This window comes from Microcella alkaliphila, from assembly GCF_004216855.1.
Lineage (GTDB): Bacteria > Actinomycetota > Actinomycetes > Actinomycetales > Microbacteriaceae > Microcella > Microcella alkaliphila.
In genome coordinates this window covers 46,599-61,071 of record NZ_SGXT01000014.1, presented here as the reverse complement: position 1 = coordinate 61,071, position 14,473 = coordinate 46,599, and the positions used below count along the sequence as shown (strand labels likewise).

Genomic DNA, 14,473 nt, shown 5'->3' with positions numbered 1-14,473 from the left:
TTATTGACAGCGCATCATCCATCACCGCCGAGTCGATGCCCGCAAGAACATCCACGCGAGGAGACAACAGCACATGAAAATCTCAAAGATCGCTGCCCCGGCAGTGGCCGTGGGCCTCGTGCTCACGTTGATCGGTTGCACGGGACAGGTGGCCCCTGATGACACTCAGGCGCCCGACGACAACCAGAGCTCCGGCGACGTCACCATTCGGTACCTCGTCGAAGAACTGGAAGACGCTGAGGCAGAGGCGCGTTTGCGCGATCGCCTCGATGAGTTCGAAGCACAGAACCCCGGCATCGTTGTCGACCTGCAGACGCTTCCCTTCGACACGATGCGAACCATCCTGCAGACGCAGTTGCGTTCGGGTGACGCCCCCGACGTGATCAACTGGGGTTCGGGTCCGAGCTTCGGAGGCGCACTAGCCGATGCGGGGTTGCTCTACGACCTGACTGAAGCCTACGAGGAGCGCGGGTGGGAGGTCTACGACTTCGCCAAGGACCGCGCGACGACCGAAGCGGGCGTCGTCTATGGCATCCCCGGTGAGATGGAGACCCTGGGTGTCTTCTACAACCGGGATCTCTTTGAGGAGCTTGGGCTCGAGGAACCCCAAAGCATCGCTGACCTGGAGGAGATCGCTGAGGCCACGAAGGCCGCAGGCTACATTCCCTTCGCTATCAGCAACCAGGAAGGCTGGCAGGGTGGCCACCAGCTGAGCATGGCGCTCTCGAGCGCCGTCGGTTCGGCCGGCGTCAACGACCTCGTCGACGGCAACAGCGACTGGACCTCGTCAGATGTTGAAGACGCAGTGGCCCTCTGGGACCGCTTTGATGAGGCGGGTTACCTCACGCCGTTCCCGACCTCCGTCTCGTACGACTCGGGTAATGCCCTGTTCTTCACGGGTGAGGCCGCCATGCTTCCGATGGGCAGCTGGATCGTCGACGGTATCGTCGCCAACGCTGACTTCGAGGCGGGCTACTTCCCGTTCCCCGCGCCCGATGGCCAGGGCATCTTCGCCGCCGGTTTGGGTTCGGGGCCGATGATCACTGCTGAGACCCAGTACCCCGAAGAGGCGCTGAAGCTGATCGACTTCCTGGTCAGCCCGGAGCACGGTCGATGGATGGTCGAAAACTTGGACGTCATTCCTCCGTTCCCGGCCGACCTCACCGGTGTCGAGATCTCTCCGTTGCTGGCCCAGGTGCTCGCCGACGTCGAGCAGTTCGGTGCGGGCGAAGGCGACTTCGGCCTCAACATCGACGTGCTCATGACGGATGCCTTCAACGAGGCTATGTTCGACGGCATGCAGGCGATCTACTCCGATCAAGCAACGGCCGCCGAGGTCGCCGCCAGCCTCGAAGCAGCGTCGCAGCAGTGACCACGCGCGGCCCGCAGCAGACTGCTCGGGCCAACGGCTCGGGGGCTCCGGTGACGATCGCCACACAGGCGCTCCGCCGGGCCCCCCGGCCGAGCGCGCATCGCACCCCGCTCGTCACCCGTCGAGCGCAGATGCGTCTCGGCCTGCTGTTGGTGGCACCGGTCATGGTGATGGTGATTGTTTTCTTCATCACTCCGCTTGTCAACGCCCTGTACTACGCGTTCGTCGACTTTGATGGGCTGAACCCCAACCCGCCGTTCGTCGGGCTCGACAATTTCGTCGAGATGTTCACCGACGAGCGGGTGTGGGCGGCCCTGCAGAACAACGCGATCTGGATCGTCATTGGCACCATTGCCCCGCTGGTTATCGGTCTCGCACTCGCACTGCTCATGTGGAACGTACGCCGGGGCAGTTCCGTCTACCGTGTCGTGCTCTTTCTGCCGTACGTGTTGCCCCAGGTGGTGATCGGCGTGGTCTGGGGCTGGATCTATGACCCCATTCGTGGCTGGCTCAACAAGGCTCTCGAGCTCGTGGGCTTGGGCCAGTTGCAGACCGGCTGGCTCGGCAACGCCGACACGGCGCTGTACGCCGTGCTCGCCACCGCGATCTGGGCGACCTCAGGCTTTGTGTTTGTGATCTTCCTGTCTGCCCTCGGCAACGTCGACATGGAGCTCATTGACGCCTCCATGCTTGACGGTACGAATACTCTGCAGCGGCTCTGGTACGTGATCTTGCCGCAGATCATGCCGGTGTTCTTGATGGTCACCACCATCACGCTCATCGGGGGTTTCAGCGTCTTTGACATCATTTTCGTCATGACCGGTGGTGGGCCAGCCGGTGCTTCTGATGTGCTGGGTACCTACGCTTATAGCCAGGCGTTCCAACTCAACCGCATCAGCTACGGCACCACGCTCGCGCTCCTCATCACCGTTCTCGCGATTCCGTTCACGATCGCGCTCAACCGGCTTCAGCGGAGGCTCTCGATGCAAGGTACCGGAGCATGACCGGCACCACGCGTGCCCAGTCCCCTCGCAAGAGGTTGCTGCGCACTAACAAACAGATCTTGCTGGTGATCATCTCGGTGATCACTCTCTTTCCCGTGATCCTCACGGTGTCCACGGCGTTTAAGACCTCTCAGGATGCGCAGCGCAACCCGTTCGGACTGTTCTCGTCGTTCTCGACGGAAAATTTCGAGACCGCGTGGACTGTCGGGCGTTTCAACGAGTATCTGGTGAACAGCTTCCTCTTGAGCGTTCCCAGCACCGCACTGGTTGTCGTGCTCGCCACGATGGCGGGCTACACGTTCGCACGACTGCCCTTTCCTGGTCGAACCTTCGCGTTCTACCTGGTGGTGCTGGGGCTCCTCGTTCCCTTCTTCACGTTCATGATCCCCCTGTACTTCCAACTGCGCGGTTTTGGGCTTCTCGATACCCTGCTGGGCGTCAACCTGGTGCTCGCATCCACGGGCCTGGCGTTCGGAACGTTCTTCATGCGCGCCTTCTTCACTGACCTACCGACGGAACTTGAGGAAGCGGCGCGCATCGACGGCGCCTCAGAGTGGCAGATCTTCATCAAGGTGATGGTTCCGCTGGTGACCTCGGGTGCCGGCGCACTGGCTGTGTTCACCTTTTTGCAGAACTGGAACAACTTCCTCGTACCGCTGCTCTATCTCCCCAACGGGTCATTCCGACCGCTGACGACCGGGCTCTTCCTGTTCGTCGGTGGTCGGTCGGTCGACATAGGACCTCTTGCTGCTGGCGCCCTGATCACGATCGTGCCCGTTATCGTCCTGTTCGTCCTGTTGCAGAAGCAGGTCACGCAGGGCTTCTTGTCGGGTGCGATCAAGGGCTAGCGTCCCCACATCGCCTCGCGACGCCACCAACCAGTGTCTGACTAAGGGAGTTCGCCGTGCACGATGTCCTCGACCTTCGTGATCTCGTCGTCGACGAGGCCGAACAGCGGATCCTGAGCGGCTTCGAAATCGCCGACGTGGCCGTGCACGCCTTGGCCGCTGCGCGCGACAACGACACGGCAGCAATGGAGGTGCTCTACGCACGGCTCGACGCTTCGATCCGGAGCGACTCATGGAGCTTCGACGAGCCAGAGGCTGAAGCGTCGTTGACATCTCTGTCGGATCGTTCGCCAAGGCTACCTGTTGACGTATCGCGTCTGCCCGACAAGCTGCGTGGTGCATGGACCGGCCGGGCCGTCGGCAACACGATCGGCAAGCCGATCGAGGGGCTGAATCGCACCGAAGTGGGGATCTACCTTCGCGCTGCGGAGCAGTGGCCCGTGCGCGGCTATCTGCCCCTCGTGGATCCGCTGCCGGCAGGGGTGTCGGTCCTGCACCCCTCGGCGCCGGTCTCCACCGTCGGATCGTTCGATGCGGCCCCGCGGGACGACGACATCGACTGGACCATTGTGGCCCTGCATGTCATGGAGAAGTACGGGCGGCATTTTGATACTGCTGACGTGGCGAGGGAGTGGCTCGATCGAGTGCCCTTCACTCAGACCTATACGGCGGAGCGGGCGGCCTATCGCAATCTCATTCACGGGCTCGCCGCTCCTCTCACGGCGACCTACCGCAACCCGTATCGGGAGTGGATCGGCGCACTGATTCGGGGGGATGCCTTCGGGTACGTGAACCCAGGCGACCCCGGGGCCGCAGCCCAGCTGGCATTGAAGGATGCGCGCCTGAGCCACACCGGCAACGGCATCTACGGGGAGCTATGGGCGGCTGCTCTGACGGCGGCAGCGTTGGCAGAAGCCGACATGGCCGAAGCCTTCGAGAGCAGCCTGTCAGTGATCCCGCCGGGGTCGCGTCTCGCGGTCGCTTTGCGCTCCATTGCCAAGCTTCACCTGGAGGGACGTTCATGGGCGGAAGCCTTGGACTGGATCGATGCAGAGCTCGGCCAGTACCCGTGGGTGCACACCATCAATAACGCAGCCCAGATCGCTGCCGCGCTCTTGTGGGGATCGTCGTTCCTTGACGCGCTCCACATCACGGTGGCCGGCGGACGGGATACAGATTCGAACGGCGCGACTGTGGGCAGCGTGTGGGGAGCGCTCCACGGCATTGAGTCGATTCCCGCCGAGCTCGTGGGAAGCACTCACACGCGCGTGCGCAGCGCCGTGCGCGACTTCGACCGTGTGGCCATCGAAGACTTGGTGGCGCGCACACTCGCCCTGATCGACGCGTAGTGTGGGCGGGCCCATGCCGTCGCCCGCATGACCGGCCAGTAGACTGAGCGCTTAGGCTCGCCACCGCCGTCGTGCCGCCAGCACCCGCCCCTCCCGCACAGCCCACCACAGGAGCACCGTGAGCCTCATCGTGCAGAAGTTCGGGGGATCGTCGGTCGCCGACGCCGAGAGCATCAAGCGCGTCGCGAAGCGCATCGTCGAGACCCGCAAAGCCGGCCATGACGTCGTCGTGGCCGTCAGCGCCATGGGCGACACCACCGACGAACTCATCGACCTCGCCCACGAGGTCACCCCGCAGCCCGACCCGCGCGAGATGGACATGCTGCTCACCACGGGCGAGCGCATCTCGATGGCGTTGCTCGCCATGGCCATCAAGTCGATGGGGTTCGAGGCACGCTCCTACACCGGCAGCCAGGCCGGCATGATCACGGATGCGCGCCACGGCTCCGCCCGCATCGTCGACGTGACGCCGGTGCGCGTTCGCGAAGCCCTCGACGACGGCGCGATCGCGATCGTTGCCGGGTTCCAGGGCTTCAACCGCGACAGCAAAGACATCACGACGCTCGGGCGTGGCGGCAGCGACACGACCGCCGTCGCGCTGGCCGCCGCCCTCGAGGCCGATGTGTGCGAGATCTACACCGACGTGGACGGCGTGTTCAGCGCCGACCCCCGCGTCGTGAAGCGCGCCCGCAAGCTCGACCACGTTTCGACCGAAGAGATGCTCGAGCTGGCCGCCGCCGGCGCCAAGGTGCTGCACATTCGCGCCGTCGAGTTCGCGCGTCGCCACGACGTGACCCTGCACGTGCGCTCGTCGTTCAGCCCGCTACCCGGCACCCTCGTCGTGCCTCCCAGTGAGAAGGACACCATGGAAGAACCGATCATCACCGGAGTCGCCGGCGACCTCAGCGAGGCGAAGATCACCGTCGTGGGCGTGCCCGACACCCCCGGCATGGCCGCCGACATCTTCACGATCGTCGCCAAGACCGGCGCCAACATCGACATGATCGTGCAGAACGTGTCCCTCGCCTCCACCGGCCGCACCGACATCTCGTTCACCCTGCCGAAGTCAGACGGCGAGAAGGTGCTCACCGCGCTGCGAGCCGAGCAGCAGGACGTCGGCTTCGAGTCGCTGCAGTACGACGACCAGATCGGCAAGCTGTCGGTCGTCGGCGGCGGCATGCGCACCAGCGCCGGCGTGAGCGCCCAACTGTTCACGGCGCTGAAGGAGGCGGGCATCAACATGGAGATGATCTCCACGTCGGAAATCCGCATTTCCGTCGTTACCCGCGCGGACATCCTCAACCACGCCGTGCAGGTCGTGCACACCGCGTTCGGCCTCGACGCCGATGACGAAGCCGTGGTCTACGCGGGGACGGGCCGATGAGCGCCGGCCTGCGCCTGGGTGTCGTCGGCGCGACCGGGCAGGTCGGTGCCGTCGTGCGGCAGCTGCTGCTCGATCGCGACTTCCCCCTCGCGGAGGTGCGGTTCTTTGCGAGCGCGCGCAGCGCGGGCACGAGCATCCCGTTCGGCGACCGCGAGATCGTCGTCGAAGACGCGTCGACCGCCGACCCGACGGGGCTCGACATCGCGATCTTCAGCGCGGGTGCGACCCTGAGCAAGGCGCAGGCTCCGCGGTTCGCGGCCGCCGGCGTGACCGTCATCGACAACTCGTCGGGCTGGCGCATGGACCCGGAGGTGCCGCTCGTCGTCGCCGAAGTGAACCCGCACGCCATCGGCGAGGCGCGCAAGGGCATCATCGCGAACCCCAACTGCACCACCATGGCCGCGATGCCCGTGCTGAAGGTGCTCGACCGCGAGGCCGGCCTCGAGCGGCTCATCGTCAGCACCTACCAGGCGGTGTCGGGTGCGGGGCTCGCCGGCGGCGAAGAGCTGCTCGAGCAGGCGGCCGCCGTCGTCGCGCAAGACGCGATGGGGCTCGTGCACTCGGGCTCGGCCGTCGAGTTCCCGGCGGGCGGAAAATTCCCGAAGACCATTGCGTTCAATGTGATCCCGCAGGCAGGCAACTTCGTCGACGACGGCCTCGGCGAGACCGACGAAGAGAAGAAGCTGCGCAACGAGTCGCGCAAGATTCTCGAGCTACCCGAACTGCGGGTCAGCGGGCTGTGCGTGCGCGTGCCCGTCTTCACCGGCCACTCGCTGGCCATCAATGCCGAGTTCGCCCGGGCCATCTCACCCGAGCGCGCCCGCGAGCTGCTCGCCGACGCCCCCGGAGTTCAGCTGATGGACGTGCCGACCCCGCTCGACGCCGCCGGCGCCGACCCGTCGCTCGTGGGCCGCATCCGCGCCGACGAGGGAGTGCCCGGCGGCCGCGGCCTCGCCCTGTTCATCTCGAACGACAACCTGCGCAAGGGCGCCGCGCTCAACGCGGTGCAGCTGGCCGAGCTCGTCGCGTCGACGAAGGCCGCTGCGGCGTAGCGCCAACCGCACACGCTGGCCGCGCCGAATACTCGATATGGATGCACGGAGAAGCCTTTCGACGCTCGCTGCGGTGGCGATGACACTCGGCGTGGCCGCCTGCGCGGCGATTCCTCCGGAGCCGACGGCCACGAGCATCCCGCCCGACGGGGATCGCCCCGTCGTCGCGTTCTACGGCGACTCGTACACGCTCGGCACCGGGGCCACATCCGACGCCGCCCGCTGGTCGACGATCATCAGCGCCGACCGCGGCTGGCGCGAGGTGAACCCGAGCGTCAACGGGCTCGGCTTCATCAACAACCGCACCGTCTTCGGCGAGGGAGACCTGCCGTCGATCATCATCGCGGCCGAGCCCGAACTGGTCTTCGTGACGATGGGTCTCAACGACAACTTCGCCTACGAACGCCGCCCCGACGAGCGCGACCGCATCCGAGAGCAGATCGGCATCGACCTCGAGCGGCTGCGCGACGGGCTGCCGGAGGCGCGCATTGTCGTCGTCGAGCCGTTCTGGTACACCGACGAGCGCCCCGAGAGTGTTGAGGTCATCATCGGCTGGGTGCGCGAGGGCGCTGAGGTGATCGACGCCGACTTCATCGCCGGGGCCTCCCGCTGGATCGAGGGCCGCCCCGAACTGATGGCCGCTGATGGCCTGCACCCCAACGACGACGGCTACGCGGTGATGGCCGAGCGCATGGATGCGGAGCTCGCAGTTCTGGGCTTGTAGTGCGGGTGGTCCGACCGTGGGCGGGACAGTGGAGGCGGGTATCCGCTCCGCCTCGCTAGGCTCGTCCCGTTATGGCGCTCGAGTCTCTGCCCCGCACGTACGCCGCGATTGGCGATAGTTTCACCGAGGGCATGGGTGACGAGCTTCCCGACGGAACGCCGCGTGGCTGGGCAGACCTGGTGGCCATCGGCCTTGCGCACGCCGCCGGCGAGCCGGTCGGCTACGCGAACTTCGCGATCCGCGGCCGCCTGCTCGGCCCGATCCTTGCCGAGCAGTTGCGACCGGCGATCGACCTGGGCCCGCAGCTGCTGACCATGAACGGCGGGGGCAACGACATCATGCGCCCGCGCGTGAGTGTGGCAGCGACGGCCGACCGCCTCGTGTCGGCGGCGGAGCGCGCGAGCGATGCGGGCATCCGTGTGGTGGTGGTGAGCGGCGGGAACCCAACCGATCACATCCCGTTGGGCCCGGTTTTTCAGCGCCGCGGCGACGAGTTGGCGGATGCGGTGCGCGCCCGTCTCGACCGCTCGCCGCACACGATCGGCTACGTCGACAATTGGAGCGACCCCGAGCTGCGCGCGCTGCGCTACTGGTCGATCGATCGCCTGCACCTGAACTCACTCGGTCACGCGCGCGCTGCCGCCAACGTGCTCGCCGCGCTCGAGGTGCCGGTGCCGGCGGCGGGCGCCCCCGACGAAGTGGCCGACGAACTGCAGCGCCCTCGCACCGCGGAGTATTGGCGCGAATACGTCCTTCCCTGGATCGGCCGCCGCCTCACCGGCCGCTCCTCCGGCGACGGTCGCACCGCCAAGCGCCCCACCCTCGAGCCGATCGCCCCTGCCTAAGCCCCGTCCGTGCCCGCTGTGCACCGCTCCCCGCGCTGAGAGTCGCTGCGCTGCGCTGTGCTCCCCGGGCCTAACGGCGCTGCGCTGCCTCGTGCCGTGACCGCTGGCTCAAGTCGCGCCAGCCGGCGCCGCGCCATCCTGCCCGGGCCTCTGCCCGGCACCTCCCCGGCACCTCCCCGGCACCTCCCCGGCACCTCCCCGGCACCTCCCCGGCACCTCCCCGGCACCTCCCCGGCACCTCCCCGGCACCTCCTTTGCCCCTCTCCGCGCCTTCCAAAGACGCGGAACGCAAGACAGTGTTTCACTTTCAAGAATGCCGTTGTGCTGTGTCGTTTCTCAGGAGTTCCGGACCGCCGACCCCAGAAACGTGCGGCTCGGCGGCCGTGCCGGGCCTCTACTCCTGAGAAATGTCACGGTCATGGGCGCGCCACTAATCCCCACGCCCCCATGCACCGTGACACTGCTCGCGACTGTGAATCGAATTCGGCGTTCCGCGTCTTTGGAAGGGGCTGGAGGGGGTGCACGTCTTCCCGAGCGCCCGTCGCCGCCATCGATCACCCGCCGCCGCAAAGGGAGGCGGGCGGGCGTCTACCCCTCGCGGTCGCGCTTCTCTCGGGCCTGGAGGCGGACCGCGCGTACGGAGAGTTGCGCGACGACCGCGACCAACAGCATCCCGAACAGGATGCTCGACAGCGATGGCGGAATCAGGAACGCCAGCGAGACTCCCGCGCCCGACGCTGCGACCGCGGCGACGCCGACGACGAGGCCGTCGCGCAGGCGCACGAGGCCCGCCCGCAGGTTCGGGATGGTGCCAGACACGGCCGCCGGAATCATGGCGAGCAGCGACGTTCCCTTCGCCAGCAGGTCGCCCATGCCGAACAGCGCGATGAACACCGGCACGGCAATGATGCCGCCCCCAATGCCGAACATGCCGGCCGCCAGCCCCATCACGAGTCCGAGGCCGACGAGCCCCAGCATGACGAGCGGCTGCAGCTCGAGCGAGCCTCCGCGCTCGGGCGTCACCAGAATCAGGTACACGGCCGCCGCCAGAAGCCCCACGATGAACAACCAGCGCAGCCACGCCAACGGCAAAGAGCGCAGCAGCCACGCGCCGATCGGAGCGCCGACGATCGTGCCCGCGCCCACGAACAAGGCCGCCACCCAGTCGACCTGCCCGCCGATCCCGTAGAAGATCGACCCCGCGATCGCGGTTGGCACGATGGCGACGAGGGAGGTGGCTGCGGCCTGCCGCTGGTCCATGCGGGCCCACCACAGCAGCAGCGGCACCATGATGATGCCGCCGCCCACCCCGAACAGGCCGGCAAGAAGTCCGCCGATCGCGCCGACGGCAAGAAGGGCAAGAATCACCCACCCACCCTAGGCGCCTCGGGCCGGAGGCCCAGAATTGAGCGGCTAAACTCGCTGCGTGAGTGACACCATCGACGTCGCCCTCATCGGCGGCGGAATCATGAGCGCGACCCTCGGCACCATGCTCAAGCAGCTGGAGCCCGAATGGGACATCCGCATCTACGAGCGACTCGGCGAAGTCGCCCAAGAGTCGTCCAACCCGTGGAACAACGCCGGCACCGGCCACGCCGCCCTCTGCGAGCTCAACTACACGCCCGAGAAGCCAGACGGCACGATCGACATCACCAACGCGGTGAAAGTCAACGAACAGTTCCAGGTGTCGCGCCAATTCTGGTCGTACCTCGTGAACGAGGGCCTCCTGCCCGACCCGTCCGCGTTCCTCAGTGCCACCCCGCACATGAGCTTCGTGTGGGGCGAAAAAAACGTCGAATACCTGCGCAAGCGCTACGAGGCGCTGAAAGATCACCCCCTCTTCGTGGGCATGAAGTACTCGGAGGACCCGGCCGAGATCCACGAGTGGGCGCCGCTGCTCATGCCGGGCCGCGCGAAGAGCCAGCCCGTCGCGGCCACCTTCATCGCGTCGGGAACCGACGTCGACTTCGGTGCCCTCACCCGGATGCTCGTGGCCGCCCTCGAAGACCAGGGTGCGCAGGTGCGCACCGAGCACACCGTCACCGGGCTGAAGCAAGACAAAACCGACGGCACGTGGCTGCTGAAGATGCGCCACGAGGTGGGCCTCTTCCCGCTCGAGGTGCGGGCCAAGTTCGTGTTCGTGGGCGCGGGCGGCTACGCGCTCCCCCTGCTGCAGAAGTCGGGCATCCCCGAGATCCGTGGCTACGGCGGATTCCCCGTCAGCGGCGAGTGGCTGCGCACCGACAACCAGGCGATCGTCGCCCAACACTCGGCGAAGGTGTATGGCAAGGCGTCGGTCGGCGCCCCGCCGATGAGCGTGCCGCACCTCGACACCCGCGTCGTCGACGGCGAACGCTCCCTCCTGTTCGGGCCGTACGCAGGCTTCAGCCCCAAGTTTTTGAAGTCAGGATCGCTGTTTGACCTGATCTCGACCATCCGCTGGCACAACCTTGTGCCCATGATCCAGGTGGCGCTGCGCAACTTCGACCTGCTGAAGTACCTCATCGGCGAGCTGCTCGCGAGCCGCAGCGACCGCGAGAACACCCTGCGCGAATTCTTCCCGAACGCGAAGGGCGACGACTGGTACGAGATGGTCGCCGGCCAGCGCGTGCAGATCATCAAGAACGTTCCCGGCAAAGGCGGAACCCTGCAGTTCGGCACCGAGGTCGTCGCCTCCGCCGACGGTTCGATCGCCGGCCTGCTCGGGGCTTCGCCGGGCGCGAGCACGGCCGCGCCCATCATGCTCGACCTGATCGAGAAGTGCTTCCCGTCGAAGCTCGACGAGTGGACTCCCCGCCTCAAGCGCATGATCCCGTCATACGGCGGCACCGTGTCGGCCGACCCGAAGCTCGCCGACAAGCTGCTCACCGAGACGGCGGAGGCCCTCGCCATCGCACGCTGAGCGTCGGGACGACTCGCACGAGGCGGGCGCGTGCTCGCTAACCTCGACGCATGACCGAACTCGACGACCGCTCGGATGCTCGCTTCGCGTCGATCGCGCGCCTCGCCTTCTGGACGACGGTCGCCCTCTTCGCCGCGCTCGCCGCGTGGTTGCTCGTCGCCGGCCCGCCTGAGGTGATCGGCCACTTTGGCGCCGACAACGGCAGCCCGCGCTTCGACCCGACGCCCGTGTTCGTCGGCTACATGACGCTGATCGTCGCGTTCCTCATCGGGATTTTCGTGTCGGTGCCGGCGTTCGTGCGGCGCATCCCCATCGAGTTCGTCAACGTGCCGAACCGTCAGCTCTGGGACACGCCTGAGCGGCGCGCGATTCTCGCCCGGCGCATGGGCGCCGACATGTACCTGATGGGCGCGGTGACCATGTTAGTGCTGGTCGCTACGGTGGTGCTGAGCACGCTCGGCGGCCTCGGGCTGACGGCGCCCGATTGGGTGTTTCTCGTGATGATGACCGTCTACATGGTCACTCTCGGCGTGCTCGTGCTGGCCATGTTCCGCGGCGACCGCTACAATCCGCGGGCGCTGCCCGTCTAGTTGCGGGCCGCCCCGTCGCTCGCCCGCACGACGAACGTGTCGGGCGCGGCGAAGCCGTGCTCACTGAACGCGTTGTCGACGGCGACCTGCACGCGCGACAGGTCGTCGAGCTTCACGAGCGCGATCGCCGCGCCGCCGAAGCCGCCGCCCGTCATGCGCGCGCCGATTGCGCCGGCCCCGACCGCGGTCTCGACGGCGAGGTCGAGCTCGGGCACCGAGATCTCGAAGTCGTCGCGCATGCTGCGGTGCGAGGCATCCAGCAGCTCGCCGATCGCGAGCGGGCCGCCGGGGCCGACGGCGACGGTGGACGAGCCGGAGCCGTCCTCGTCGGCCTCGCCGAGCAGCATCCCGCTTTCGCCGCGCAGCGTGTCGACCGTGTCGAGCACGCGCTGGTTCTCGGTGACGACGTGGGCGACCCGGCGGTAGGTCACGTCGTCGAGCAGCTCGCGGGCGCGTGGCAGATCGGCGACCGTCACGTCGCGCAACGACTCGACGCCCATGGCGGCGGCTCCCCGTTCGCAGGCGGCACGGCGCTCGCCGTACCCTCCGGTGGCGTGCGAGTGCTTGACGCCCGTGTCGATGACGAGCACCACGAGCCCTGCCTCGTCGAGGCCGAGCGGCACCACCTGCGCCTCGAGCGAGCGGCAGTCGAGGAAGACGGCGTGGTCGCGCACGCCGAGCAGCGACGCCGACTGGTCCATGATGCCGGTGGGCGCGCCGACGGCGATGTTCTCGGCCCGCTGACCCACGCGCGCGAGCGTGGGGCGGTCGAGCTCGACTCGCCAGACGTCGTTGAGGGCCAACGCGACGGCACTTTCGATCGCGGCCGACGATGACAGGCCGGCGCCGACGGGTACGTCCGAGTCGATGAACAGGTCGAGGCCCGGCACCGCCGCGAGGTCGCCGCCGAACTCGTCGAGGCCGAGCGCCCAGGCAACGCCGAGCACGTAGGCCGACCAGCCGCCGAGTTCGCGGCCGGCGTCCTCCGACGAAAGCGCGGCGAGAGCATCCAGTGAGATTTCGACGAGCTCGTCGGCGAACGTGGAGGCGGCCCGCAAAAGCCGGTCGTCGCGCAGCCCGACGCCGACGACCGTGCGCCGGTCGATGGCGAACGGCAGCACGAAGCCGAGGTTGTAGTCGGTGTGCTCGCCGATCAGGTTGACGCGGCCGGGCGCCGACCACAGCCCGTCGGGCTCGTGCCCAAACACCGCGGTGAAGCCCGCGGTTACGTCGTCGCGAATGTCAGTCAACGGCTTTCTCCCAACCAGAGCGAATGAACGCGGCCTGAGCCTCCGGCGTCACGTCGCCGATGAAGGCTCCCATGGCCGCCTCTGAGCCTGCCAGGTACTTGAGCTTGTCGGCGGCGCGGCGGGGCGACGTGATCTGCAGCATCAGCCGCACGCTGTCGCGGTGCGAGTGCACGGGCGCCTGGTGCCACGCGGCGATGTACGGCGTGGGGGTGTCGTACAGCGCGTCGAGGGCGCGCACGAGGCGGCGGTAGAGCGGTGCCAGGTCGTCGCGCTCGGCGGCGGTGAGGCCGGCGAGGTCGGGCACGTGGCGGTGCGGCAGCAGGTGAATCTCGAGCGGCCAGCGTGCCGCGAACGGCACGAAAGCTGTGAAGTGCTCGGTGGAGGCGATGACGCGCTCGCCGGCTCCGGGCTGGCCCGCGGCGTCGCCGACTCCCCGCTCAAAATCAAGGATGCGCGCAAACAGGTCATCGCCCACGCTCTCGATCGGACGCAGTAGCCCCCGCGTGCGCGGCGTAATGAACGGGTACGCGTAGATCTGCCCGTGCGGATGCGGCAGGGTCACGCCGATCTCTTCGCCCCGGTTCTCGAACACGAAGACCTGCTCGATGCCGGGCAGGGCGCTAAGTTGCTCGGTGCGGTGCGCCCACGCTTCGATCACGGTGCGGGCGCGGCCGACCGTCTGCGAGCCGAACGACCCCTCGTGGTCGGGGGCGAAGCACACGACCTCGCAGCGCCCCACGCTGGTGCGCGAACGGCCGAGTCCGATCGCGGCGGTGTCGTCGAGGCCCGTCGGCGCGTTGTCGTCCTCCAGCAGGGGGCCGAACGACGGCGAGCGGTTCTCGAACACGGCCACGTCGTAGATGTCGGGAATCTCACTCGGGTTGGCGTCGGTCTGCGGCGCCAGCGGATCCTGGTCGGCCGGCGGCAAGAACACTCGGTTCTGCCGGGCCGCCGCGTGTGACACCCACTCGCCGGTGAGCACGTCCTGCCGCATGGTGGCGGTCGCGGGGCGCGGGTCAAGCACGCGTGCGTCGGCCCGGCGCGTTTCGGGCGCAGGAAGCGTCGAGTCGATGTCGTCGACGTAAATCAGCTCACGCCCGTCAGCGAGGCGTGTTGAGTGGATGCTATGGGTCACTCGTCAACGGTACGCGCG

At 67.5% G+C, this 14,473-nt stretch carries 13 protein-coding genes; 10 read left to right on the top strand and 3 right to left on the bottom strand.

Going from position 1 to position 14,473, the window contains the following annotated elements:
- The first annotated feature begins 73 nt into the window (after nt 1–73).
- The 8 genes from EV140_RS06005 to EV140_RS05970 all read left to right on the top strand — a co-directional run bounded on the left by EV140_RS06005 (nt 74) and on the right by EV140_RS05970 (nt 8,578).
- The gene (locus EV140_RS06005; protein WP_130282077.1) at nt 74–1,372 is read left to right on the top strand and encodes an ABC transporter substrate-binding protein; all 1,299 of its coding nucleotides are present in this window, start codon (nt 74–76) and stop codon (nt 1,370–1,372) included.
- Nucleotides 1,369–2,376: a carbohydrate ABC transporter permease gene (locus EV140_RS06000; RefSeq protein WP_157985616.1), complete on the top strand. Its 1,008-nt coding sequence runs from the start codon at nt 1,369–1,371 to the stop codon at nt 2,374–2,376. Before EV140_RS06005 ends, EV140_RS06000 begins: the two co-directional genes overlap by 4 nt.
- Complete coding sequence (locus tag EV140_RS05995) at nt 2,373–3,224, top strand: carbohydrate ABC transporter permease (RefSeq protein ID WP_130282073.1); 852 nt, start codon at nt 2,373–2,375, stop codon at nt 3,222–3,224. Before EV140_RS06000 ends, EV140_RS05995 begins: the two co-directional genes overlap by 4 nt.
- Before the next feature lie 56 nt (nt 3,225–3,280).
- On the top strand, nt 3,281–4,573 hold the full coding sequence (locus tag EV140_RS05990) for an ADP-ribosylglycohydrolase family protein (protein WP_130282071.1): 1,293 nt from the start codon (nt 3,281–3,283) through the stop codon (nt 4,571–4,573).
- Between the two features lie 118 nt (nt 4,574–4,691).
- Complete coding sequence (locus tag EV140_RS05985; protein WP_130282069.1) at nt 4,692–5,957, top strand: aspartate kinase; 1,266 nt, start codon at nt 4,692–4,694, stop codon at nt 5,955–5,957.
- Nucleotides 5,954–7,009 carry an aspartate-semialdehyde dehydrogenase gene (locus tag EV140_RS05980; protein ID WP_130282067.1) on the top strand — a complete coding sequence of 352 codons (1,056 nt, stop codon included), beginning with the start codon at nt 5,954–5,956 and terminating at the stop codon, nt 7,007–7,009. The genes EV140_RS05985 and EV140_RS05980 overlap by 4 nt, the downstream gene beginning before the upstream one ends.
- A 79-nt stretch (nt 7,010–7,088) precedes the next feature.
- Complete coding sequence (locus EV140_RS05975) at nt 7,089–7,733, top strand: SGNH/GDSL hydrolase family protein (RefSeq protein ID WP_241971348.1); 645 nt, start codon at nt 7,089–7,091, stop codon at nt 7,731–7,733.
- Nucleotides 7,734–7,804: 71 nt separating this feature from the next.
- Nucleotides 7,805–8,578, top strand: a complete 774-nt coding sequence (locus EV140_RS05970; RefSeq protein ID WP_130282063.1) for an SGNH/GDSL hydrolase family protein — start codon at nt 7,805–7,807, stop codon at nt 8,576–8,578.
- Nucleotides 8,579–9,166: 588 nt separating this feature from the next.
- Here the strand turns inward: EV140_RS05970 and EV140_RS05965 are convergent.
- The gene (locus EV140_RS05965) at nt 9,167–9,946 is read right to left on the bottom strand and encodes a sulfite exporter TauE/SafE family protein (protein WP_130282061.1); all 780 of its coding nucleotides are present in this window, start codon (nt 9,944–9,946) and stop codon (nt 9,167–9,169) included.
- Nucleotides 9,947–10,004: 58 nt separating this feature from the next.
- Here EV140_RS05965 and EV140_RS05960 point away from each other — a divergent pair, with 58 nt between their 5' ends.
- Both EV140_RS05960 and EV140_RS05955 read left to right on the top strand, forming a co-directional pair.
- Nucleotides 10,005–11,480, top strand: a complete 1,476-nt coding sequence (locus EV140_RS05960; RefSeq protein ID WP_130282059.1) for a malate:quinone oxidoreductase — start codon at nt 10,005–10,007, stop codon at nt 11,478–11,480.
- 50 nt (nt 11,481–11,530) lie between these two features.
- Nucleotides 11,531–12,070 carry a hypothetical protein gene (locus EV140_RS05955; RefSeq protein ID WP_096423027.1) on the top strand — a complete coding sequence of 180 codons (540 nt, stop codon included), beginning with the start codon at nt 11,531–11,533 and terminating at the stop codon, nt 12,068–12,070.
- Here EV140_RS05955 and galK read toward each other — a convergent pair.
- Complete coding sequence (gene galK / locus EV140_RS05950; RefSeq protein WP_130282057.1) at nt 12,067–13,320, bottom strand: galactokinase; 1,254 nt, start codon at nt 13,318–13,320, stop codon at nt 12,067–12,069. The genes EV140_RS05955 and galK overlap by 4 nt on opposite strands.
- Nucleotides 13,313–14,455, bottom strand: a complete 1,143-nt coding sequence (gene galT / locus EV140_RS05945; RefSeq protein WP_130282055.1) for a galactose-1-phosphate uridylyltransferase — start codon at nt 14,453–14,455, stop codon at nt 13,313–13,315. The genes galK and galT overlap by 8 nt, the downstream gene beginning before the upstream one ends.
- Nucleotides 14,456–14,473: the final 18 nt, after the last annotated feature.

Coding starts and splice junctions, on each gene's coding strand:
- EV140_RS06005 (WP_130282077.1), top strand. CDS start 74: ATGAAAATCTCAAAGATCGCTGCCCCGGCAGTGGCCGTGGGCCTCGTG.
- EV140_RS05995 (WP_130282073.1), top strand. CDS start 2,373: ATGACCGGCACCACGCGTGCCCAGTCCCCTCGCAAGAGGTTGCTGCGC.
- EV140_RS05980 (WP_130282067.1), top strand. CDS start 5,954: ATGAGCGCCGGCCTGCGCCTGGGTGTCGTCGGCGCGACCGGGCAGGTC.
- EV140_RS05975 (WP_241971348.1), top strand. CDS start 7,089: ATGACACTCGGCGTGGCCGCCTGCGCGGCGATTCCTCCGGAGCCGACG.
- EV140_RS05970 (WP_130282063.1), top strand. CDS start 7,805: ATGGCGCTCGAGTCTCTGCCCCGCACGTACGCCGCGATTGGCGATAGT.
- EV140_RS05955 (WP_096423027.1), top strand. CDS start 11,531: ATGACCGAACTCGACGACCGCTCGGATGCTCGCTTCGCGTCGATCGCG.